Origin of the sequence: Herbaspirillum sp. WKF16, from assembly GCF_028993615.1 — a bacterium.
Classification (GTDB): domain Bacteria; phylum Pseudomonadota; class Gammaproteobacteria; order Burkholderiales; family Burkholderiaceae_D; genus Herbaspirillum.
The window spans coordinates 2624199-2647780 of record NZ_CP118632.1; the positions used below are offsets into that span (position 1 = coordinate 2624199).

The 23582-nt window shown below is 67.1% G+C and carries 15 protein-coding genes; 10 read left to right on the top strand and 5 right to left on the bottom strand.

Going from position 1 to position 23582, the window contains the following annotated elements; translation table 11 throughout:
* Positions 1 to 26: 26 nt before the first annotated feature.
* The 6 genes from Herbaro_RS12000 to Herbaro_RS12025 all read left to right on the top strand — a co-directional run bounded on the left by Herbaro_RS12000 (position 27) and on the right by Herbaro_RS12025 (position 9187).
* The gene (locus tag Herbaro_RS12000) at positions 27 to 1493 is read left to right on the top strand and encodes an efflux transporter outer membrane subunit (protein WP_275009861.1); all 1467 of its coding nucleotides are present in this window, start codon (positions 27 to 29) and stop codon (positions 1491 to 1493) included.
* Positions 1494 to 1545: 52 nt separating this feature from the next.
* Entirely contained in the window at positions 1546 to 2748 is a 1203-nt protein-coding gene (locus tag Herbaro_RS12005; protein ID WP_275009862.1) for an efflux RND transporter periplasmic adaptor subunit, read from the top strand.
* The gene (locus Herbaro_RS12010; RefSeq protein WP_275009863.1) at positions 2745 to 5903 is read left to right on the top strand and encodes an efflux RND transporter permease subunit; all 3159 of its coding nucleotides are present in this window, start codon (positions 2745 to 2747) and stop codon (positions 5901 to 5903) included. The genes Herbaro_RS12005 and Herbaro_RS12010 overlap by 4 nt, the downstream gene beginning before the upstream one ends.
* Before the next feature lie 132 nt (positions 5904 to 6035).
* Complete coding sequence (locus Herbaro_RS12015; protein ID WP_275009864.1) at positions 6036 to 6728, top strand: heavy metal response regulator transcription factor; 693 nt, start codon at positions 6036 to 6038, stop codon at positions 6726 to 6728.
* Between the two features lie 7 nt (positions 6729 to 6735).
* On the top strand, positions 6736 to 8175 hold the full coding sequence (locus Herbaro_RS12020) for a heavy metal sensor histidine kinase (protein WP_275009865.1): 1440 nt from the start codon (positions 6736 to 6738) through the stop codon (positions 8173 to 8175).
* Between the two features lie 100 nt (positions 8176 to 8275).
* Entirely contained in the window at positions 8276 to 9187 is a 912-nt protein-coding gene (locus tag Herbaro_RS12025) for a bestrophin family protein (RefSeq protein ID WP_275009866.1), read from the top strand.
* 1205 nt (positions 9188 to 10392) lie between these two features.
* On the opposite strand, the gene Herbaro_RS12030 is transcribed toward Herbaro_RS12025, so the two are convergent.
* Both Herbaro_RS12030 and Herbaro_RS12035 read right to left on the bottom strand, forming a co-directional pair.
* Positions 10393 to 11343: a 2-hydroxyacid dehydrogenase gene (locus Herbaro_RS12030; protein WP_275009867.1), complete on the bottom strand. Its 951-nt coding sequence runs from the start codon at positions 11341 to 11343 to the stop codon at positions 10393 to 10395.
* Positions 11340 to 11756 carry a VOC family protein gene (locus Herbaro_RS12035; protein WP_275009868.1) on the bottom strand — a complete coding sequence of 139 codons (417 nt, stop codon included), beginning with the start codon at positions 11754 to 11756 and terminating at the stop codon, positions 11340 to 11342. The genes Herbaro_RS12030 and Herbaro_RS12035 overlap by 4 nt, the downstream gene beginning before the upstream one ends.
* Before the next feature lie 98 nt (positions 11757 to 11854).
* Between Herbaro_RS12035 and Herbaro_RS12040 the strand changes: the two genes are divergently transcribed.
* The 3 genes from Herbaro_RS12040 (at position 11855) to Herbaro_RS12050 (ending at position 14582) form a co-directional block, all read left to right on the top strand.
* Positions 11855 to 12721 carry a LysR substrate-binding domain-containing protein gene (locus Herbaro_RS12040; protein WP_275009869.1) on the top strand — a complete coding sequence of 289 codons (867 nt, stop codon included), beginning with the start codon at positions 11855 to 11857 and terminating at the stop codon, positions 12719 to 12721.
* A gap of 140 nt (positions 12722 to 12861) precedes the next feature.
* Complete coding sequence (locus Herbaro_RS12045) at positions 12862 to 13686, top strand: universal stress protein (RefSeq protein ID WP_275009870.1); 825 nt, start codon at positions 12862 to 12864, stop codon at positions 13684 to 13686.
* A gap of 101 nt (positions 13687 to 13787) precedes the next feature.
* Positions 13788 to 14582 carry a 2OG-Fe(II) oxygenase gene (locus tag Herbaro_RS12050; RefSeq protein WP_446719265.1) on the top strand — a complete coding sequence of 265 codons (795 nt, stop codon included), beginning with the start codon at positions 13788 to 13790 and terminating at the stop codon, positions 14580 to 14582.
* Positions 14583 to 14592: 10 nt separating this feature from the next.
* On the opposite strand, the gene Herbaro_RS12055 is transcribed toward Herbaro_RS12050, so the two are convergent.
* From Herbaro_RS12055 to Herbaro_RS12065, 3 genes are all read right to left on the bottom strand, one after another.
* The gene (locus tag Herbaro_RS12055; protein WP_275009872.1) at positions 14593 to 15840 is read right to left on the bottom strand and encodes a PepSY-associated TM helix domain-containing protein; all 1248 of its coding nucleotides are present in this window, start codon (positions 15838 to 15840) and stop codon (positions 14593 to 14595) included.
* A 112-nt stretch (positions 15841 to 15952) separates the two neighbouring features.
* The gene (locus Herbaro_RS12060; protein ID WP_275009873.1) at positions 15953 to 19876 is read right to left on the bottom strand and encodes a PAS domain S-box protein; all 3924 of its coding nucleotides are present in this window, start codon (positions 19874 to 19876) and stop codon (positions 15953 to 15955) included.
* A gap of 342 nt (positions 19877 to 20218) precedes the next feature.
* Complete coding sequence (locus Herbaro_RS12065; protein ID WP_275009874.1) at positions 20219 to 20611, bottom strand: hypothetical protein; 393 nt, start codon at positions 20609 to 20611, stop codon at positions 20219 to 20221.
* A gap of 692 nt (positions 20612 to 21303) precedes the next feature.
* Here Herbaro_RS12065 and Herbaro_RS12070 point away from each other — a divergent pair.
* Positions 21304 to 23523 carry an ATP-binding protein gene (locus Herbaro_RS12070; RefSeq protein WP_275009875.1) on the top strand — a complete coding sequence of 740 codons (2220 nt, stop codon included), beginning with the start codon at positions 21304 to 21306 and terminating at the stop codon, positions 23521 to 23523.
* The last annotated feature ends 59 nt before the right edge of the window (positions 23524 to 23582 follow it).

Genomic DNA, 23582 nt, shown 5'->3' on the forward strand with positions numbered 1-23582 from the left:
AATCCCCCTTCCGCGCCGCAAGGGGAATGACTGCGCTGGCGCTGGCCGCGCTGCTGGGCGGTTGCGCCGTCGGCCCCGACTACGTGCGCCCGGCCATGGACCTGCCGCAGGCCTACAAGGAAGACGGCCCGTGGAAGGTTGCCGCGCCCGGCCGCATCGACGACAACCAGCGCTGGTGGGAAGCCTACGGCGACCCCATTCTCAATGAGCTGGTGAGCCAGGCCAACGCCGCCAACCAGAACATCCGCCAATCCGAAGCGCAATACCGCCAGGCCCAGGCCACCGCGCAGATCGCGCGCGCCAGCCTGTGGCCGACCATCGGCGCCCAGGCCGGCGCCAGCCGCGCGCAGACCAACACCAACGGAGTGCAGCGCCTGGCCGACAGCTACACCGTGGGCCTGAATGCCTCATGGGAGGCCGACATCTGGGGCCGCATCCGCCGCGGCGCCGAGGCCGGCGACGCCTCCGCCGAGGCCATCGCGGCCAGCCTGGCCGCCGCGCGGCTGTCGATCCAGTCCACCCTGGCGCAAGACTACCTGCAACTGCGCGTGACCGACCTGCAGAAAGACCTGTACCGCCGCACGGTGGACGCCTACACCCGTTCGCTGCAGCTGACCACCCACCAGTATGAGGCCGGCACCGCGCTGCGCTCCGACGTGGCCCAGGCCGAAACGCAATTGCGCTCGGCCCAGGCCCAGCTGATCGACCTCGACGCCACCCGCAACCAGCTTGAGCACGCCATCGCCATCCTGATGGGCCGCGCGCCCGCCGCCTTCTCGCTGCCCGCGCTGCCGGCGGCGCCGGCCAGCGACAGCGCGATGGACGCCAACGCCCAGCGCCTGCTGGCCAGCCTGCCGCAGATCCCGGCCGGCCTGCCTTCCGACCTGCTGGAGCGCCGCCCCGACATCGCCAACGCCGAACGCCTGGCGGCCGCGGCCAACGCCAACATCGGCGTGGCGCGGGCGGCCTACTTCCCCGCGCTGACGCTGTCGGCCGGCGGCGGCTACAGCAGCCTGGCCTATGCCCAGCTGTTCGATACCCCCAGCCGCGTCTGGTCGCTGGGCGCGGCGCTGGCCGAGACCCTGTTCGACGGCGGCGCCCGCAGCGCGCGCAACGACGCCGCCACGGCCGCCTTCGACGCCGCCGTCGCGCAGTACAAACAAACCGTGCTGGGCGGCCTGCAGGAGGTGGAAGACAACCTCTCCACCCTGCGCGTGCTGGACCAGGAAAACGCGGTCCAGGCGCAGGCAGTGAAATCCGCGCAGCTGGCTGAGCGCCTGGCGATGAGCCAGTACCAGGCCGGCACCGTGACCTACCTGTCGGTGGTAACCACCCAGGCCACCTCGCTGACCAACCAGCGCACCGCCGTCACGCTGCTGGGCCGCCAGCTGGTGGCCAGCGTGGCGCTGATCAAGGCCACCGGCGGCGGCTGGCGCGCGGGCCAGGCCGAGCCGCCGCAAGCACCGCAGCCCCCGCAAGCGCCGGCGCGCTGAAGCGCCGCGCTCCCGAACATTCCAAGCGACCTCTTCAAGACGAGTTTCAGGCATGACAACCTCACCCAACACTCCCAAGCGCACTTCCCTCGCCGTCGCGGCGACCGCCGCCATCGTGGCCGCCGCCGGCATCGGCGGCTGGCTGCACACGCAAGGCGCCAGCGCCGCCGACAAGCCGCAGGCCAAGGACGCGCCGCCGGTGGCCGTGTCCCTCACCAGCGTGCAGGAGCGCGACGTGCCGCTGTACCTGGCCGGGGTGGGCACCGTGACCGCCAACGCCAGCGTGACCGTGAAGGTGCGCATCGACGGCCAGCTCGACAAGGTCGGCTTCAAGGAAGGCGAGGAAGTGAAGAAGGGCCAGTTGCTGGCCCAGATCGATCCGCGCGCGCTGCAGGCGCAGCTGGCGCAGGTCGAGGCGCAACGCGCCAGGGACGCCGCCCAGTTGGCCAACGCCCGGCTCGACCTGCAGCGCTACACCACGCTGCGCAGCCAGGACGCGGCGACCCAGCAGCAGCTCGATACGCAAAAGGCGCTGGTGACCCAGCTGGAAGCGGCGGTCAAGACCGACGAGGCGCAGATCGGCTATGCCAAGGTGCAGTTGAGCTACACCACCATCACCGCGCCGATCTCCGGCCGCGTGGGCGCGCGCCTGGTGGACCCGGGCAACATCGTGCACGCCGCCGACGCCAACGGCCTGGTGGTGATCAACCAGATCGATCCGATCACCCTGCTCTTCACGCTGCCCGAGGAATCGGTGCCGGCCATCAACAAGTCGCAGCTGGCGGGCCAGTCGCTCAAGGTGACCGCCTACGCCCGGGAATCACAGGAACCGCTGGCCACCGGCAAGCTGATCCTGCTGGACAACCAGATCAACACCACCAGCGGCACCGTACAGCTCAAGGCCCGCTTCGACAACGCCGGTCACAAGCTGTGGCCGGGCCAGTACGTCAACGTGCGCCTGCAGATGCACGACCACGGCAACGCGCTGACGCTGCCGGCCTCGGCCATCCAGCGCAACCAGCAAGGCACCTACGTGTACGCGGTGGATGAGCAGGAGCGCGCGTCGATGAAACCGGTCAAGGTCGAGCGCATCCAGGACGGCATCGCGGTCCTGGCCGGCGACGCGGGCGTGGCCGCCGGCCAGCGCGTGGTGCTGGACGGCCAGTACAAGCTCAAGCCGGGCGCCAGGATCGTCGAAAGCAAGCCGCAGCAGAAAGCCGCCGCCGGCGCCGACGCGAAAGGAAGCAGCAAGTGAGCGTCTCCGCCGCATTCATCAAGCGCCCGATCGGCACCACCCTGCTGGCCATCGCCATCCTGCTGGTCGGCGCGGCCGTCTGGCCGTTGCTGCCGGTGGCGCCGCTGCCGCAGGTCGACTTCCCCACCATCCAGGTCACCGCCCAACTGCCCGGAGGCAACCCCGAGACCATGGCCTCCAACGTGGCGCAGCCGCTGGAGCGCCAGTTCTCGCTGATCGCCGGCCTCTCCCAGATGACCTCGCAGAGCTCGCTGGGCACCACGCAGATCACCCTGCAGTTCGACCTGAACCGCAACATCGACGCCGCCGCGCTGGACGTGCAGGCCGCCATCAACGCCTCCACCGGGCAGTTGCCGGCCAACATGCCGAACCCGCCCACCTTCCGCAAGATCAACCCGGCCGACTCGCCGATCATGATCATGTCGGTGCAGTCCGAGGCGCTGCCGCTGACGGTGGTCAACGACTACGCCGACAACATCCTGGCGCAGCAGATCTCGCAGATCTCCGGCGTGGGCCTGGTCAACGTCAACGGCCAGCAGAAGCCGGCCGTGCGCATCCAGGTCGATCCGGCCAAGATCGCCACGCTGGGCATCAGCCTGGAAGACATCCGCGGCGTCATCGCCACCACCACCGTCAACCAGCCCAAGGGCACGGTGGACGGCGCGCGCCAGAGCTTCACCGTCTACACCAACGACCAGCTGCTCAAGGCCGAGCAGTGGAACGACATGGTGCTGGCATGGCGCAACGGCGCGCCGATCCGGGTCAAGGACATCGGCGTGGCGGTGGATGGCCCCGAGAACAACAAGATCGCCGCCTGGGCCTTCGCGGGCGCGGCCGCCGGCGACGACCACAGCATCACCAACGGCCGCTCCATCGTGCTGGCCGTCACCAAGCAGCCGGGCGCCAACGTGATCGAGACGGTCGGCCGCATCAACGCCGCCATGCCGCGCCTGCGCGCGGCCATCCCGGCCTCGATCCACGTCAACACCCTGATCGACCGCACCCAGACCATCCGCGCCTCGGTGGAAGACGTCGAGTTCACGCTGATCCTGACCATCGCCCTGGTGGTGATGGTGATCTTCGTGTTCCTGCGCAACGTGGCCGCCACCATCATCCCCAGCATCACCGTGCCGCTGGCCATCATGGGCACGGCCGGCGTGATGTACGTGGTCGGCTACAGCCTGGACAACCTGTCGCTGATGGCGCTGACCATCGCAGTGGGCTTCGTGGTGGACGATGCCATCGTCATGCTGGAGAACATCTACCGCTACGTCGAGGAAGGCATGGCGCCGATGGAAGCGGCGCTCAAGGGCGCCGGTGAGATCGGCTTCACCATCATCTCGATCTCGGTCTCGCTGGTGGCGGTGTTCATCCCGCTGCTGCTCATGGGCGGCATCGTCGGTCGCCTGTTCCGCGAGTTCGCGGTGACGGTGACGCTGACCATCGGCGTGTCGGTGATCATCTCCCTCACGCTCACGCCCATGCTGTGCTCGCGCTTCCTCAAGAATGAACACGGCAACCAGCACGGCAAGCTCTACCAGCTCTTCGAGCGCGGCTTCGACGCCATGCTGGCCGGCTACAAGCGCGGCCTGGACGTGGTGATGAAGCACCAGTTCATCACCCTGATGGGCTTCCTGGCCACGGTGGCGCTGACGGTGGTGCTGTTCATCTTCATCCCCAAGGGCTTCTTCCCGCAGCAGGACAACGGCGTGATCGTCGGCTTCGCCGAATCGGCCCAGGACACCTCCTCTGCGGCCATGCATGAACGCCTGCTGAAGGTGGCCGACATCGTGCGCCAGGATCCCGACGTAATCGGCTTTGCCATGAGCGCCGGCTCCACCACCTTCAACACCGGCCAGTTCTTCATCGCGCTGAAACCCAAGGACCAGGGCCGCACCACCAACGCCGACGAGATCATCGCGCGGCTGCGCCCCAAGGCCTCGCAGGTGCAGGGCATCAACCTGTTCATGCAGGCCAGCCAGGACATCAACGTCGGCGGCCGCCTCTCGCGCACCCAGTACCAGTACACGGTGACCGACACCGACCTCGACGAGCTCAACGTCTGGGCCCCCAGGATGCTGGAGCGCTTCCGCCAGCTGCCGCAGCTGGCCGACGTCGCCTCCGACCAGCAGAACCAGGCTGCCGCCGCCGTCATCACCATCGACCGCGCGCGCGCCTCCAGCTTCGGCATCTCGCCCTCGCTGATCGACGCCACCATCTACGACGCCATCGGCCAGCGCCAGGTCGCGCAGTACTTCACTCAGATCAACAGCTACCGCGTGATCATGGAAGTCACGCCCGAGCTGCAGAAGGATCCGGCGCTGTTCAACAAGCTCTACCTGACCTCGCCCCTGACCGGCCAGCAGGTGCCGCTGTCGACCTTCGTGAAGGTCGACACCACCAAGACCGCCTACCTCTCGATCAGCCACCAGAGCCAGTTCCCGGCGGTGACGATTTCCTTCAACCTGGCCAAGGGCGTATCGCTGGGCGAGGCGGTGGACGTCATCAACAAGACCAAGGACGAGATGGGCGTGCCGCAGACCGTGATCGGCAACTTCCAGGGCACGGCCAAGGCCTTCGGCGATTCGCTGTCCTCGCAGCCCTACCTGATCGCGGCCGCGCTGATCGCCGTGTACATCGTGCTGGGCCTGCTCTATGAAAGCTACATCCACCCGCTGACCATCCTCTCGACGCTGCCCTCGGCCGGCGTGGGCGCGCTGCTGATCCTGATGGCGGGCGGCTACGACCTCTCGGTGATCGCGTTGATCGGCATCATCCTGCTGATCGGCATCGTCAAGAAGAACGGCATCATGATGATCGACTTCGCCCTCACGGCCGAGCGCGAGCACGGCATGGCGCCGGAGCAGGCGATCTACCAGGCTTGCCTGCTGCGCTTCCGCCCGATCATGATGACCACCATGTGCGCCCTGCTCTCGGGCCTGCCGCTGATGCTGGGCCACGGCGCCGGCTCCGAGCTGCGCCGCCCGCTGGGCTACGCGATGGTGGGCGGCCTGGTGCTGTCGCAGGCATTGACGCTGTTTTCCACTCCGGTGGTTTATCTTTACCTGGATCGCGCGCACTACTGGTACGTGCGCAAGAAAGAGGCCCGGCTGCAGCGCAAGGCCGCCAGGCAGGCGCAAGCGCAGGGACATTAGGATTTTGGAAACAAGGGCATGGGCTGCGCATGAAAAAATTGCGCGGAGAACAATAATAAAAAGCCCAGGGGTTAGAATTCTGGCTGGGCCACGACCGGGACATCTTGTCCCGGCGCGGCGGGTGGAGACCGCATGAAGATCCTGATAGTCGAAGACGAACAAAAGATGTCCGAATACCTCTGCAAGGGCCTGACCGAGCAGGGATGCGCGGTCGATCTCGCCTTCAACGGAGTGGACGGCCAGCACCTGGCGATCCAGCACGACTACGACGTCATCGTGCTGGACGTGATGCTGCCCGGGATGGACGGCTTCTCGGTGCTGCGCTCGCTGCGCACCGTCAAGCAGACGCCGGTGATCATGCTGACGGCGCGCGACAGCGTGGAGGACCGCATCAAGGGCCTGCACGACGGCGCCGACGATTACCTGATCAAGCCATTCTCCTTCCTCGAACTGCTGGCCCGGCTGCAGGCGCTGACCCGCCGCGGCCGCTCGCAGGAACCCGCGCAGCTGCGCATCGGCGACCTGCAGATCGACCTGATCTCGCGCAAGGCCTTCCGCAGCGGCACCCGCATCGACCTGACCGCCAAGGAGTTCGCGCTGCTGGCGGTGATGGCGCGGCGCCAGGGCGAGATCCTGTCCAAGACCGCCATCGCAGAACTGGTCTGGGACATGAACTTCGACAGCAACACCAACGTGGTCGAGGTCGCCATCAAGCGCCTGCGCGCCAAGATCGATATCCCGTTCGACCAGAAGCTGCTGCACACGGTGCGCGGCATGGGCTACGTGCTGGAGCCGCGCGCCGCCGGCGACGCCGGCGACGACTGACCCGGCCATGGCGCGCCACGACCTACCCGCCGACGCTCCGGCATCCGCGCCCAGGCGCCGCCTGCCGCGGCGCCAGTCGATCACCGCGCGGCTGGTGCTCATGTCGGCGGCCTCGGCGCTGCTGATCTTCGCCCTGACCGGCCTGGTGCTCTATACCGTACTCAAGGGCGAGCTGCTGCGCCACGAACGCGACGGCCTGGTCACTACCTTGAACGACATCAGCTACCAGATCTCGCGCGCCGGCAATACCGATCGCTGGGGCCGGGTGCAGCTCAAGCTGGCGGCGCTGTCGCAGGCCGACCAGCGCGTCTCGTTCTGGATTTCCGGCGAGGACGAGCGCTTCCGCTACGGCGACCTGGCGCGCCTCAAGCCCGAGGCCATCACGCCCGACAGCAACGCGGTCGGCATGCTCAAGGTGCCCGGCAAGGAATACCCGCTGCACATCATGACCCGCACGCTGCCGGCCTTCGAGGAGCGGCCCGAGGTCTATGTCACGGTCGGCATCGACACCGAGCCGTATTTCGAGATGCGCCGCACCTTCCTGGTGGCGACCTCCGTGTTCTCGCTGCTGGGCATCGTGCTGGCGGTGATCTCCAGCTACTGGATCGCGCGCGCGGGCCTGGCGCCGCTGCGCCGCATGTCGGCGCGCGCCCAGAGCTTCACGCCGCGCAAGCTGTCGGCGCGCATGTCGGCCGAATCGCTGCCGGAGGAGCTGTCGGTGCTGGCGCACGCCTTCAACGGTGCGCTGGAGCGCATCGAGGAAGCCTATACCCAGCTCGAATCCTTCAACGCCGACGTCGCCCACGAACTGCGCACGCCGCTGGCCAACCTGATCGGCGAGACCCAGGTGGCGCTGGCGCGCGAGCGCAGCGCCGGCGAGTTCAAGGACGTGCTGCAATCGAACCTGGAAGAGCTGGACCGGATCCGCTCCATCGTCAACGACATGCTGTTCCTGGCCCGTTCCGACCAGGGCGAGGCCGCCACCGCGCTGGTGCAGTCGCGGGTGGCCGACGAGGTGCGCAAGACCGTCGATTTCTTCGAGTTCGTGCTCGACGACACCGGCATGAGCATCAGCGTCAGCGGCGACACCGAGACCACCGCGCTGATGGAGACGGCGCTGTTCAAGCGCGCCCTCACCAACCTGATCCAGAACGCCATCCAGCATTCGCCGGTGGGTGCGCTGATCCGGGTCGACATCGCCAGCCAGGACGATGCCGTGCGCATCGCCGTCACCAACCCCGGCGAGGCCATCGACGCGCGCCACCTGCCGCGCCTGTTCGACCGCTTCTACCGGGTCGACACCTCGCGCCACGAGATCAATGGCAGCCACGGCCACGGCCTGGGCCTGGCCATCGTCAAGGCGGTGGCCCGCATGCATGGCGGACGCGCCTTCGCCTCCTCCGAGGACGGCCGCAACAGCATCGGATTCACCATCGCGCGCGACTGAATCCGCCGGCTGTACCCTCGCACCCCATCCGAATCTGTACACGCCGCCGCCGCGCGGCTGGCCTATCCTGACGACATACCAACATCAGGATCGCGCCAACATGATCGTCCGTCCCCAGCCGAACTGGTTCCGCATGCTGTTCGTCTGGAACGGCTCGGTGCTGCCCTCCATCCTGCCTCAGATGGCGCTGATGACCGCCTTCTCGACGCTGGCCGTGTTCACCGGCGGCAAGGTCTTCGGCGACAAGCTGCCCTTGAACACCTCCACCTTCACCCTGCTGGGCGTGGCGCTGGCGATCTTCCTGGCCTTTCGCAACACGGCCAGCTACGACCGTTTCTGGGAAGGCCGCAAGATCTGGGGCGCGCTGCTGATCTCGGCGCGCGCGCTGGTGTCGCAGGCGCAGCAGTACGCTGGCGGCGACCTTGACCGCAAGCTGTTGACAGCTCGCGTGGTGATGCTGGCCTACGCGCTCAAGCACCAGCTGCGCAAGACTGCGCCCGACGCCGACCTGGCCCGCTTGCTGCCGCCCGACGCCGGCCTGCGACTGCGCCACGCGCACTACCTGCCGGTGCAGCTGATGCACGAGCTGCGCGCCATGCTGGCGCTGGCGCGGCGCGACGGCCAGCTGTCGGACGCCGCGCTGTGGTGCGCCGACGGCCAGCTCAACGAACTGAACCACTGCATCGGCGCCTGCGAGCGCATCGCCTCCACGCCGATTCCATTTCCCTACGGCGTGCTGCTGCACCGTACCGTCTACATCTATTGCCTGCTGCTGCCCTTCGGCCTGGTCGATGCGATCGGCTACGCCACGCCGCTGATCTCGGTGTTCGTGTCCTACACCTTCCTGGCGCTGGAGGCGATCGCCGGCGAGATCGCCGACCCATTCGGCGAAGCGCCCAACAGCCTCTCGCTGGACGCCATGTGCCTGGAGATCGAGCGCTCGGTACTGGAGATGACGGGCGAGGAAATACCGGAGCCGGCGCGTTGCGGCAAGGATTATCGGCTCAGTTGATCATGGCCGGGCGTCAGACTTCGTGCGTTCAAGCAAGCTCGCTACCTGTCGTCCCCGCGAAAGCGGGGACCCGGCGTCGTTCAGTCCGCACCAAAGCATCCCGTTCGGGCTAAGTAGCCGCGCAGCGGCGTATCGAAGCACCCCGGGCAGGCGCGCCTTCGATACGCGCCTGCGGCGCTACTCAGTCCGAACGGTGGCGTGTGTTTTGAAGAAAAACCCTCATCTCCATCCGTCTGGAGTGAGTAGCGGCACATCGACGCCTCGCAGCGGTCTTCAGCGCAACGAACGTCGCTGGATCCCGGCCTTCGCCGGGACGACAAGGATAAGTCGGCGTCAGGCCTCGTGCGCTCGAGTTACCTCACTACCTGTCGTCCCCGCGAAGGCCGGGACCCAGCGTCGTTCAGCGCGCACCAAAGCATGCCGTTCGGGCTGAGTAGCCGCGCAGCGGCGTATCGAAGCACCCCGGGCAGGCGCGCCTTCGATACGTGCCTGCGGCGCTGCTCAGTCCGAACGGTGGCGTGTGTTTTGAAGAAAAACCCTCATCTCCATCCGTCTGGAGTGAGTAGCGGCACATCGACGCCTCCCGGCGGTCGTCAGCGCACAACGAACGTCGCTGGATCCCGGCCTTCGCCGGGACGACAAGGATAAGTCGGCGTCAGGCCTCGTGCGCTCGAGTTACCTCACTACCTGTCGTCCCCGCGAAAGCGGGGACCCAGCGTCGTTCAGCGCGCACCAAAGCATCCCGTTCGGGCTGAGTAGCCGCGCAGCGGCGTATCGAAGCCTCCCGCCCACTCGCCTTCAAATATGCGCCTGCGGCGCTACTCAGTCCGAACGGTGGCGTGTGTTTTGAAGAAAAACCCTCATCTCCATCCGTCTGGAGTGAGTAGCGGCACATCGACGCCTCCCGGCGGTCGTCAGCGCACAACGAACGTCGCTGGATCCCGGCCTTCGCCGGGACGACAAGGATAAGTCGGCGTCAGGCCTCGTGCGCTCGAGTTACCTCACTACCTGTCGTCCCCGCGAAAGCGGGGATCCAGCGTCGTTCAGCGCGCACCAAAGCATGCCGTTCGGGCTGAGTAGCCGCGCAGCGGCGTATCGAAGCCTCCCGCCCACGCGCCTTCAAATATGCGCCTGCGGCGCCACCCGCTCCGGGCGGTCATGTGCGTTCGAAACAGGCAAACGGCATCCGGCCGACACTTCGGCACTCAATACCCCCGCTGCATATCCACATTCGCCGCAATTTCCCCGCTCTCCCGGTAACGCCGCACATTGCCGGCCACGATGGCCGAGGCGGTCTCGCGGTTGGTGGGCGCGGAGATGTGCGGCAGCACGGTGACGTCGGGATGGGTCCAGTGCCAGCTGTCGGCCGGCAACGGTTCGACTGCGAACACGTCGAGCACCGCGTGGCGCAGGCGGCGTTCGTCCAGCGCCGCGCACAGCGCCTGGTCGTCGACGATGGCGCCGCGCGCGAAGTTGATCAGTTGCGCCTGCGGCGGCAGCAGCGCCAAACGCCCGGCATTGAGCAGGCCGCGCGTCTCGGCGGTCAGCGGCAGCAGGCAGACCAGGATGTCGCTCATGGCCAGCATCTGCTTCAGGCCCTCGTCGCCGCTGAAGCTTTGCACACCCTCCACCTCGCGCCGGCTGCGGCTCCAGCCGCATACCTTGAAGCGCGCCTGGCGCAAGGCGACGGCCGCCGCCTCGCCCAGCGTGCCCAGGCCTAGGATGCCGACCACCCGGTTCTCGGGCAGCACGTACTCCTCCGCCTGCCAGATGCGGAAGCGCTGGCGCTGGGCGTACAGCGGCATGTCGCGATGCAGGTAGAGCGTCCACGCCAGCACCGCCTCGGCCATGGTGGCCGCCAGGCGCGGGTCGACCAGGCGCGTGAGCTGCAGCGCGCTGTCGCCGAGGTCGGCCACCAGCCGCTCGACGCCGGCCCACACGCTATGCACCCATTCCAGCCGCGGCATCATTTTCAGTTGCGCGGGATCGGGATTGGCGACGATGGCCAGCCGGCATTGCGCGCGCTCGGCCTCGTCCAGCCCGGCGAACGCCACCACCCGCTCGCCGGGCATGGCGGCATTGAGCGCCTTGATCCATTGCTGCACCGACACGGCGTCGGACTGGCTGACGAAGGGAATCGGCCCGGCTGCGCTCATTTGGCGTAGACCTGTTCCAGGCTGTTGAAGCCCTTCACCTCGATCGGATTGCCGAAGGGATCGAGGAAGAACATGGTGGCCTGCTCGCCCGGCTCGCCGGCGAAGCGGATCTGCGGCCTCAGCACGAAGTCGACCTCGCGGCTCTCGGTCAGCGTCTCGGCCAGTTGCTTCCAGTCGTCCATCGCCAGGATGATGCCCAGGTGCGGCATCGGCACCATGTGGTTGCCGACCTTGCCGGTGTTGGCGACGGCGAACGGCTCGCCCAGGTGCAGCGACAGCTGGTGGCCGAAGAAGTCGATGTCGACCCAGGTGTCGGTGCTGCGGCCTTCCTCGCAGCCCAGCAAGCCGCAATAGAAGCGTCGCGCCTGGTCCAGGTCGCGCACGTGGTAGGCAAGGTGGAAGATGGATTTCATGGGATTCCCTCGAAGGCGATGACGTAAGGCTTGAAGGATAGCCGCTGCCCACCAAAAGAGATAGCATGTTATTTTTATCTCATTCGAAAGTATTTCTTATGGATAGCCGTTACCTCAAAAGCCTGATCGCAGTCGTCGACAGCGGCTCCATCGCCGACGCCGCGCGCGCCGAGGGCTTGACCGCGGCCGCCGTCAGCCAGCGCATCCAAGCGCTGGAGCGGGAGCTGGGCGTGGAGCTGCTGTCGCGCGCCGGCCATGCGGCCAGGGCCACCGACGCCTGCGTCGCCTTGCTGCCGCGGGCGCGCCGCATCGTCGGCGAGGTGGCCTTGCTGGCCGGCGACGCCGACGACGAAGGCCTGACCGGCACGCTGCGCATCGGCGCCATCTCCACCGCGCTGACCGGCATGCTGCCCCGCGTGCTGCGCACACTGACCGAACGCGCTCCGGGGCTGCGCCCGGCCATCGTGCCGGGCACCTCGCGCTGGCTGTACCAGGCGCTGCTAGCCGGCGAGATCGACGCCGCCATCCTGGTGGCGCCGCCCTTCGAGTTGCCGCGCACGCTGCGCGCCCGCCTGCTGCGGCAGGAAGAACTGATCCTGCTGGCGCGCCGCAGGCTGCGCGGCGACGCCGCCGCGCTGCTGCAAAGCCAGCCCTACATCCGCTACGACCCGAACGCCTGGGGCGGGCGCCTGGCGCAGCGCTACCTGGACGACCAGGGCCTGCGGCCGGCGCTGCTGTGCGATCTCGACGCGCTGGAGACCATCGCCCTGCTGGCGGCCGACGGCGTCGGCGTGAGCCTGGTGCCGCGCTGGAACGGACTGGAGAAACTGGCCGCCGGCTGCCGCATGGAGGCGGTGGAAAGCGGCCAGGCAGGCCTGTACCGGCGCGAGCTCATCCTGCTCACGCCCGTGCAAGGCGCCCGCCCCAACATGCTGCAATTGCTGGCCGAGGCGATCCCCGCATGAGGTCGATGACGACCTGCGCGCCGCCTTCTTGATGTGGCTCAAGCGCCGTGCTTCGCGCGTCTGGACGCCAGGCGGCCGTAGCCATAGGCTGAAGGCATGGATCCGATTCCGGATCCTTGCCATCCCTTCGAGGAACTGCCATGAGCTACAAGTCCATCCTGGTCCACGTCGACCAATCGCGCCATGCCGCGCAACGCATCCGCGTCGCCGCCGAAATCGCCCGCAACCAGCAAGCGCACCTGATCGGCAGCGCCATGACCGGCATCTCCAGCTTCATCCAGATGGAAGGCGCGGCCTTCGTAGCCACCCACATCGACGGTTTTCGCGATCGCGCGCTGGCCGCGCTGGAAGTATTCGATGGCATCGCCCGCAGCGTGGGCGCGCTGTCCCACGAGAAGCGCTTCATCGATGACGACGTCGCCGGCGGCCTGGCGCTGCAGGCGCGCTACGCCGACCTGGTGGTGCTGAGCCAGAACGATCTCGACCAGCCCGATACCGCCTTCATCGCCGACCTGCCGGAATACGTGATGCTCAACGCCCCGCGCCCGGTGCTGATCGTGCCCTCGGCAGGCCTGTTCGAGGAAGTGGGCCGCAACGCGCTGATCGCCTGGGACGGCAGCATGCAGGCCACGCGCGCGGTCACCGCCGCGTTGCCGCTGCTGCGCCAGGCTGACAACGTCACGGTGGCCATCTTCAATCCGGACAAGCGCCTGGGTGCGCACGGCGAGCAGCCCGGGGCCGACATCGCGCTCTACCTGGCGCGCCATGGCGTGAAGGTGGAAGTGGCGCAGGAGCGCACCGACATCGACATCGGCAACGCCATGCTCTCGCTGGCGGCCGACCGCGGTTCGGACCTGCTGGTGATGGGCGGCTACGGTCACACGCGCTTTCGCGAAGTGCTGCTGGGCGGCGTGACGCTCACGGTGCTCAAGACCATGACCATCCCGGTGCTGATGACGCACTGAGCGCCATCGCGCAGGCATGAAAAAGGGCATGCCGCGGCATGCCCTTTTTTACCCGCGTCGCCAATTCAAAAGCAAGCGGCGGAGTGCGGGATAAACCCGGCATGCGCACACTGGCTGGCATCCCACCACCAGGAATTCCCATGCATGCCACCTCCCCGGCCCTCGCGCCAGCTCCCTTCGACGCTCTTGCCGCGCGCATCGAAGCCCTACCCTGGACGGCGCTGGTCGCCGAACTCGACGACGCCGGCCGGGCGCTCATTCCCGGCCTGCTGGATGCGCGCGAGACGGCGCTGCTGGCCGGTTGCTACGACGACGACCGGTTGTTCCGTTCGCGCATCCTGATGGCGCGCCACAATTTCGGCCTGGGCGAGTACAAGTATTTCCGCTATCCGCTGCCGTCGCCGGTGCAGGCGCTGCGCGGCGCGCTGTATCCGCGCCTGGCGCCGCTGGCCAACCGCTGGAATGCGCAGATGGGCATTGACGTGCGCTACCCCGACGAGCACGTCGATTTCCTGCGCCGCTGCCACCAGGCCGGGCAAGTGCGGCCCACGCCGCTGTTGCTGCGCTACGGGGCGGGCGACTACAACTGCCTGCACCAGGATCTGTACGGGGAGCATGTGTTTCCGCTGCAGGTAGCGATCCTGCTGTCCGAGCCCGGAGCGGATTTCGAAGGCGGCGAGTTCGTGCTGACCGAGCAGCGGCCGCGCATGCAGTCGCGGCCCGAGGTGGTGCCGCTGCGCCGCGGCGATGCGGTGGCGTTCGCCGTCAGCCAGCGGCCGGTGCAAGGGGCGCGCGGCCCCGGCCATGTCTACCGGGTCGGCATGCGGCACGGCGTGTCGCGCCTGCGCTGGGGATCACGGCATACGTTGGGCATCATCTTCCATGACGCCGCCTGAGGCGTGAACCTCAGCGCGGCCCGGCCGCCGCGCCCGGCATCGGCGCGGGGCCGCCGGCGAGCCTGGCGCGCTGTTGCAGGCGGGCGCGGCGCTTGCGCACCCAGATGATCACGCCGGTCACCGAGAGCATCGCCACCAGCGCGCCCATGAAGGAGATCAGGATGCGGCCGGGCAAGCCCAGGATGCGCCCCGAATGCAGCGGGAATTGCGCTTGCAGGAAGATGTCGCCGGCGCTGCCGCTGCCCGGCAGGCGTCCGCCCTCGTAGGCGCCGCTGGCGGCGTCGAAGTACAGCCAGGCATTGCCCAGGCCGCCGTCGCCGTGGTCGTTGCCGGGCGCGAAAAAGCCCACGCCATAGACGCCGAACATGCCCGAATAGAACACCCCGCCGGCCGGCTCGCTCAGCCCCAGCTTGGCGGCCTGCTGCCGTCCCAGCGCGATGGCCCGCTCGCGCGAGACCGCCGGCTCGCCCACCTTCTCCGGCGCCAGCGGCGCGCGCGTCTCGAAGGGGCCGGCGGTCAGCGTCGATACCGTCTGCAGGATGGGCCGCATCACCTGGCGCTCCAGGTTCATCGATATCGAGGTCACCGCCAGCACCAGCAGCAATCCCCAGACCCACACGCCGCCGGAACGGTGCAGGTCGAAGTTGAGCTTGTGGCCGCCGTCGCGCCAGCGCAACGCGAACGACTTGCGCCAGCTGCGCCAGTTGGGGAAGGACAGGTAGATCGCGATGAAGCAGTCCAGCATCCACACGATGCCGATGATGCCCATCAGCCAGATCCCGGTCTCGATGCCGCCCATGTCGGGCAGGTGCATGGTGTAGTGCAGCTTGTAGAGGAAGGGCAGCAGGTTCTCGCGCGAGAGCGAGATCGCGCCCCACATCCGGCGCCCCTGGATCTCGGCGGTGACGGGGTCGACCGCGATCTGGTTGTAGTCCAGGACGTAGAGCTTGCCGGTGGCCGGGTCGATCCGCGGCTCCACCATCATGTTCATGGTATGGCCGGGCTCTTCGGCGGTCAGCACGTAGGTCACGCGCAGCTTGGGCTCGGCCTTCTCCACCAGGTTGGCCAGCTCCAGCCCCGGCCTGGGCGCGCCGGCGTTCGGCTGGTCGGCGCTCTTGGCATGGAACAGATGGGGATTGAGCCACGCATCCAGTTCGTGATCCCAGGAAATCACCGCGCCGGTGGCGCCCGCAATGAAAAGGAAGACCGCCGCAGCCAGGCCGAACCAGCGGTGGATGATGACGAAGAATGCGCGCATTGCTTGTGTACCTGGCGGGTGGCTTGGTCCTGTTGAATTGTTCGGATCGATGGCGGCGGATGCGCCGGCAGGCATTGTACTACCTGCCGGCGCCATGGCTGCCTGCCGGGCCTCAGGCCGCGGCTGCGATCTTCTTCAGGATGTCCTGCAACTGGTCGATGTCGTAGGGCTTGGGCAGCGAATGCGAAGCAAAGCCCACATTGCGCGCCACCATCGCGCCGTAGCCGGACGCGAAGATCACCGCCAGCTCGGGGAAACGCACCAGCGCCTTCTTGGCCAGGTCCACGCCGGAGATGCCCGGCAGGTTGACGTCGGTAAACAGGACGTCGAAGGTCTGCTCCTCCAGCGCCTGCTCCGCCTCTTCCCCGCTGGTCACGCCGCGGGCCGCGTGGCCCAGGGTTTCCAGCAGCTCGCACACCAGCTGCTGCGAGTCGATGTTGTCTTCCACCACCAACAGGCGCAAGCCGCCGGCGGCCGGCATCGACGCCGATGCCGCTTGCGGCACGGCCGCGCCGTTGGAGGCGGCGTAGCCGGCCTGCGCCTGGGCCTGCTCCAGCTGTTCCGGCGCCTGCTCCGACTTGCGCTGGCGCTCGGCCACCGGCAATACATGGATCGTGGCCGATGCCGCCGCCTCGCCCTCGGCCTGCGCGGCCGACCGTTGATGCGCGCGCTGCGCCAACTGCGCGTCATGCACCCGGTTGGACAGCATGTGGCGGATACGGCGCGCCAGCTGGTTGATGCGGTAAGGCTTGGACAACAGCTCCACGCCGGCGTCCAGGCGCCCCTCATGCACGATGGCGTCGCGCGGATAGCCCGAGGTGAACAGCACCTCGATGTCCGGCAACAGCAGGCGCGCCTGGCGCGCCAGTTCGGTGGCCGGCACGCTGCCCGGCATCACCACGTCGGTAAACAGCATGTCGATATGGATCCCGCTCTGCACGATGCCCAGCGCGCGCTCGCCGTTGTCGGCCTTAAGCACCTGGTAACCCAGCGACGACAGCGTATCGATCACGGTCAGCTGCAGGTTGGGATCGTCCTCTACCACCAGGATGGTCTCGTCGCCGCCGCGCACTTCCATCTCGCGGTTGTCTTCGATGGCGACCTCATCCTCGCGTGAGCGCGGGAAATAGATACGGATCGTGGTGCCGTGGCCCTGCTCGCTGTGGATGCTGATGTGGCCCTTGCTCTGCTTGACGAAACCGTAGGCCATCGACAAGCCCAGGCCGGTGCCCTCACCTTCCTTCTTGGTGGTGAAGAACGGCTCGAAGGCGCGCTCGCGCACGTGGGGCGACATGCCGTGGCCGTTATCTGAAATCGACAGCTCCACATACTCGCCCGGACTCAGGTCGGCCTGCGACAGGAAATGCGGGTCGGACAACTGTACGTTCTCGATCTGCAGCGTCAGCCGGCCGCCGCTGGGCATGGCGTCGCGCGCATTGATGGCGGTATTGATGATGAGGTTCTCGACCTGATTGGGGTCGAGCATGGTGTTCCACAGCTGGCGTGTGATGACGGTCGAGATCTCGATGGTCTCGCCCACCGCGCGGCGCAGCAGGTCGGCCATGTTCTGCACCACCCGTTCCAGGTTGATGCTGCGCGGCTGCAGCGGCTGGCGCCGGGCGAAGGCCAGCAACTGCGAAGAGAGCTTGGCGCCGCGGTCGACTGCGGCAATCGCGATCTTGACGCGCTGGCGGCCGCGCTCTTCCAGCGCTGGATCCGATTGCAGCAGCTGCAGGTTGCCGCCGATGATCTGCAGCACGTTGTTGAAGTCATGCGCCACGCCGCCGGTCAGCTGCCCCACCGCTTCCATCTTCTGCATCTGGCCCAGCGCCGCCTCGGCGCGGCTGCGCTCCAGGATCTCCTCGACCACGCGCTGCTCCAGGGTATCGTTGAGCTCGCGCAGCGCTTCCTCCGCGCGGCGCCGCTCGGTGATGTCGGTGGACACCGCGATCATGGCCTGCGGACGGCCGTCGGCGTCGACGATGCGGCTGATATTGCTGGAGACCCAGAAGGTCGAGCCATCCGGCCGCACGTAGCGTTTTTCCAGGGTGAAGGATTCGCCGTCCTCGATACAGCGGTTGAACATCGCCATGTTCAGCGGCACGTCCTCCGGATGGGTGACGTCAGCCAGCGTCATCTCAAGCAGCTCGTCCTCGCTGCGGCAAAGCATGCGGCACAGCGCGTCGTTGACGCGCAGGTAGCGGCCCTGCAGGTCGAGCTCGGAGAAGCAGACCGAGGCCTGGTTGAAGATCGCGGTCAGGCGATTCTCGCTCCACAGCAGCGCCTGCATGCCGCGCCGACGCTCGGTCAGGTCGACGAAGGTGCACAGCGCCCCCTGCAGCACGCCGTCCTGCCACACCGGATGCGCCTGGTACTGCACCGGGAAGCTGCTGCCGTCGGCGCGGAAGAACACTTCGCTGTCGACCTGGGCCGACACGCCATCGCGCGCGGCCAGGTAGACCGGGCTGTCGGCCAGCGCATAGGGGCTGCCGTCCGGATGCGAATGGTGGATCACGTCATGCGCGGCGCGGCCCAGCACATCCTGCTCGCCGGCGAAGCCGAGCATGCGCAGGAAGGCGGCATTGCACAGCGTGACCAGGCCGTTGCGGTCGATCGAGTAGAAACCCTGGTCGGTGGAATCCAGCAGCTGGCGCACGAAGGCGTTGTTGGCGCGCATGCTGGTCTCGGACGCGGCCAGTGCGTGCTCCATCTGCTTGCGCTCGGTAACGTCGAACACCACGCCGACGTAGCGCTTGTCGGTGCGCGGATCGTCGCGCACCACCTCGCCCTTGCGCGCCAGCCAGCGCCGCTGGCCGTCCGGACGGGTGATGTGGTACTCGGTATATTCCAGCGGATTGCGATCGTCCTGCGCCTGGATCGTGGCGATGCCCAGGCGCGGCCGGTACTGCTCGTCGATCATTTCCACCAGCCGGTCGGCCTCGACCTCGCCGCCCGGCGGCAGGCCCCACAACTGGCGGAAACGGTCCGACACCAGCAGCTTGCCGGATTCCGGGAACCACTCGAAGATGCCGATGCCGCCGGCGCTGTCGGCGATGCGCAGGCGCTCCTCGGCAACGAAGCGTTCGGTAACGTCGACACCCTCGATGAAGATGCCGTCCACCCGGCCGTCGGCGCCGTTCATGGGCTGCAGCACGAAGTCGAGCACCACCTCGGAGAACTCGCCATCCCGGCCGTCTGCGCCGCGCCGCAGGAACAGCTTGGCGCCACGCGCGGTATAGGTCTCGCCGCTGCGGTAGACGCGGTCGAGCAACTGGAACAAGTCTTCATCCAGCAATTGCGGAAATGCTTCGCGAGCGGGACGGCCGATTACGGGACGTTCGCCGAACAAATGGAAATAGGCGCGGTTGACCATCTCGAAGATGTGCTCCGGCCCGCGCACCACGGCCATGAAGCTGGGCGACTGCTCCAGCAGCTCGCGCAGGAAACGCGTCTCGGCCGATAACCGGCGTTGCGCCTGCTGCGCGCTGTCGCGTTCCATCGTCAGCTCGCGGTTGATCTCGTCGAGGCGCCGCGCGTCCGGCGGCATGCGTTTTCCCACGCGCGGCAGACGGGTGGAGTCGATGATGGCGCACATCACGCCCTCGACGCGCAAGCCGTCCTCGGCGAACACCGGCACGTAAGAGAAATCGAACCAGGTTTCATCCGTGCCGGCGTCGGCCGGCAGGGTCACGCGCTGGTCTTCCAGCAGTTGCTGGCGCCCCTCGAAGCAGGCGTCGATCGCGGCTTCATGCGCTTCGCGGATGTCGGGCCAGAACAGGACCTCGCTCAGGCTGGCGCCGAAGGCGGCAGGATGGTGCTGGCCGATACAGGCGGCGAAGGCGTCGTTGTAGAGCATGCTGCGCGCATCGCCCCACACCAGCAGCATGGGTGACGGCGAATGCAGCGCGATATTGAGCGCGGTGCGCAATGACGCCGGCCACCACGCCGGCTGGCCCAATGCGGAGCCCGACCAGTCCGAAGCGGATATGATGCGGCCGGCCCCGCCGCCGCCGCGCAACCAAGAAATTTCTGCCATGTCGTGAAACGTTCGTGTAAGCACTTTTAGGTCTGGTCGGCAGCCGCCCTGTCCGGCGCTGCCATCGTCTGTGCGCTTTCGAATGATTGTTCGGCGCGTCCCGGTCCTGCGAGAACCGCCTTCCCCCGCACCGGCCAGCTCCGTCATCGCGAAGTCCCGGCGTGTCAACAATGTTTCGATCGATTATACGGGAAGCCCGCTTTTTCACGGCATGCGCGACAAGCCCGGCCGATGTTGGATGAAGGGCCGCAAAGCCAGGCTGTGCAAGGCTTTACGACCCCTTCCTGTTTTCCTACAAAGTTTTGAGCAGTCCACCGACAGTGAACCGGCATCGACGAGCGTTCAGCGTCCCTTCTTCTTTTGCGCCCGCTCTTCCCGCAGGATGCGATTGAGCTCGGCCAGCTCGTTGACGGCGTCCTGGGTCAGGATCACCGGTTCGTTGGCGTGGTAGGCGCGTCCGCCCAGACGGCCGTTCATGCCGATGTAGGCGCGCGCGCATTCGCGGCGATAGGCCATGATGCCGTCCTCGCCGGTCAGCGGCGCGCCGGACGAGTCGCGCGGTTCGGCGAACGCGGCATGCATCTCCTCGTCGCCGTCGTCGGCCTTGAGCGTATCGGATGGATGGACGGCATGAGCGCCGTTGTGGTTGCCGACGTGATTGCGATAGGCATCCCAATCGCCTTGCTGGATCGAGATGTTCTTGTCGGACGGATGTGCGGAATCGGACTTGTCCATGATGCTACCCCTGTCAAAGTACCAATGCTGGCGATCTGCGCCAGGCGCATTGCGCCGCGCGCCGTTTCGGCTCGGCCGCGCAGCGCCGCGAGGCCCGCTTCCAGCAGTCCGCCAGGCATGCGGAGCCGCCGAAGCTGCAATCGATTTTCTCCGTGCGTTTCATCGACAGCATAGGTGTTTACTCCCGTTTGCGTTTCGATGCACTGCGGTCGCCGACGAAATTATTTTAGCCAAACTCTGCGTTCCCGGCTGACTTTGTTTGAGCGAATCGACAGTGCAACATTGCCTCTGAACATCATCGCGCAATCGCGCCCGCAAGTTCGTTCATCGCGCGCGAATCCGCCTCGTTGCGATCGCCTTCAAGACGATTTTTTTCCGAGCCTGGCGATCGTAATGTGTGGCATTGATGAGTCATATCGGACGCCCTCGTATTCATTTGTAGGACAAAGCGGAAGTTTCCCGCAGGCGCTTTGCGGTCGCACCGGGATGAGGGGGGAATTACTTCCCATCAATTCCGGCAAGACGCCTATAATTGCGATCTTCAAGAGGCAGTTCCCGAACGCAGCCGGACGTGCGCCCAGGCGGCGCCGGCCAGGATCATCCCTGCCTCCGCAATCCGATGCGGCCGCGGCGCAAACTGCCTGCGGCGCGCACGCGCCCACACCAGAGCGGCTCCGGGAGATACACGCAGCATGAGCAATCCGTACTACCAGAACGAACGCCGCAAGCGCCACGTCGACCTCAGCAACTGCGACCAGGAACCGATCCATATTCCCGGCTCCATCCAGGCGCACGGCGCGCTGCTGACCTTTGCGCCCGACGGCACGCTGGCCGGCCGCAGCAGCAACGCCGGCGACCTGCTCGGCCCCCTGCCCGCGACCGGCGAGGCGCTCGACCAGCGCCACCTCAATGCCGAGGCGCGCGCCGCCATCCACGCCGCACTTGACGACCGCCACGGCTACATCGATGCCCGTCTGCTGACGCTGGCCTCGGGCCCCTTCGATGTGGTCACGCACAAGTCAGAAGGCATGCTGATCGCCGAGTTCGAGAAGCGCCCCAGCGACGCGCTCGCGCTCGACTCCTTCGCCCTGTCCGCGCACCAGGCGATCCAGCGCATCCAGCGCCAGCAAGGCGTGGAAGACCTGCTCACCCTGGCCGTCGACGAGATCGCGCGCATCACCGGTTTCGACCGTGTGATGGCTTATCGCTTCCTGCATGACGACAGCGGCGAGGTCATCGCCGAACACAAGCGCGCCGACCTCGAGCCCTTCCTCGGCCAGCGCTATCCGGCCAGCGACATCCCGGCCCAGGCGCGGCGCCTGTACGTAATCAATCCGATCCGGCTGATCGCCGACGTCGGCTACCAGCCGGCGCCGATCGAACCCGACCTCAACCCGCTCACCGGCCGTCCGCTCGATCTCTCGCACAGCAACCTGCGCAGCGTTTCGCCGGTACATATCGAATACCTGTCGAACATGGGCGTGGGCGCGTCGATGAGCTTGTCCATCGTCATCGGCGACCGCCTGTGGGGCCTGATCGCCTGCCACCACATGACGCCTCACCTCGTGCCGCACGCGGTGCGCATGTCCTGCCAGCTGCTGTCGCAGTTCGTCAGCACGCTGGTGGAGCGCAACATCAACGGCGAGCATGCCCGCGCGCTGGAACACTCGGCCGCGCTGCGCCGCGAGATCGTGGCCCAGGTCACCGACCGCGAAGACATCGTGCTGGCGCTGTCGGCCGATTACCACGGCTTCCTGCGGCTGATGTCCAGCCACGGCGGCGCCATCTCGCTTGACCGCAAGACCCAGACCTTCGGCAAGGCGCCCTCGCGTGAAGGCGTCAATGCGCTGGTCAACTGGCTCAACGAAAACGAAAGCGGCGACATCTTCCATACCAGCGCGCTGGGGGCCGACGTGCCGGACCTGAAGGCGGCGCTGGGCGAGGCCTGCGGCGTGCTGGCGATCCGCTTCTACCGGGAGCAGAACGGCTACGCCTTCTGGTTCCGCAGCGAGCAGGTCGAGGACGTGCGCTGGGGCGGCAACCCCGAGAAGAAATACACCATCGGTCCGCTGGGCCCGCGCCTGACGCCGCGCGGTTCCTTCGCCGTGTGGAAGGAAACCGTGCGCGGCAAGAGCCTGCCGTGGGAAAAGACGCAACTGGAGGTGGCCTCGCAACTGCGGCTGGACCTGCAGGAGGTGGCGCTGTCCGGCGAGAACATGCTCAAGCGCGCTCGGGAGACCCTGCTGGCCACGCTGGGCCACGACCTGCGCGATCCGCTGCAGGCCATCATGATGGCAGCGCGCATGATCGAGGTGCGCGAGCATTCGCCCTCCAGCTCCAACCTCAGCAAGCGCATCTCATCGTCCTCCAGCCGCATGCATCGCCTGATCTCCCAGGTGCTCGACATCAGCCGCCTGCAAAGCGGCCTGGGGCTGGACATCCAGCGTCGCAGCGTCGACGTGCGCAAGATGATCGGCGAGATCGTCAACGAGGCGCGCATGGCCTACCCCGACAACGAGATCATCATGGAAGCGGAGGATTGCGGCGAGACCGAGCTCGACAGCGACCGCGTCAGCCAGGTGATTTCCAACCTGCTGTCGAATACCCGCCACCATGGCGAGATCAACAAGCCCTCGACCATCATCGCCTTCCGGCGCGACGACGTGCTGACCATCTCGGTCTCCAACCACGGCGCGCCGATTCCGGAGCAGGTGCGCGGCAACCTGTTCAAGCCCTACAAGAAGGAATCGCTGGGCAACCAGCGCAACAGCCGCGGACTGGGGCTGGGCCTGTACATCGTCAGCGAGATCGTCAACGGGCACGGCGGCAGGATCGCCGTCGATTGCGAAGACGGCATCATCACCTTCACCGTGACGTTGCCGGTGGGCGGCCCGGGACAGGCCGCCGCCTGAGCGTGCGCCAGGCCGAAAAAAAGCCCGCCGCGCGACATCATGCGCGGCGGGCTTTCTCA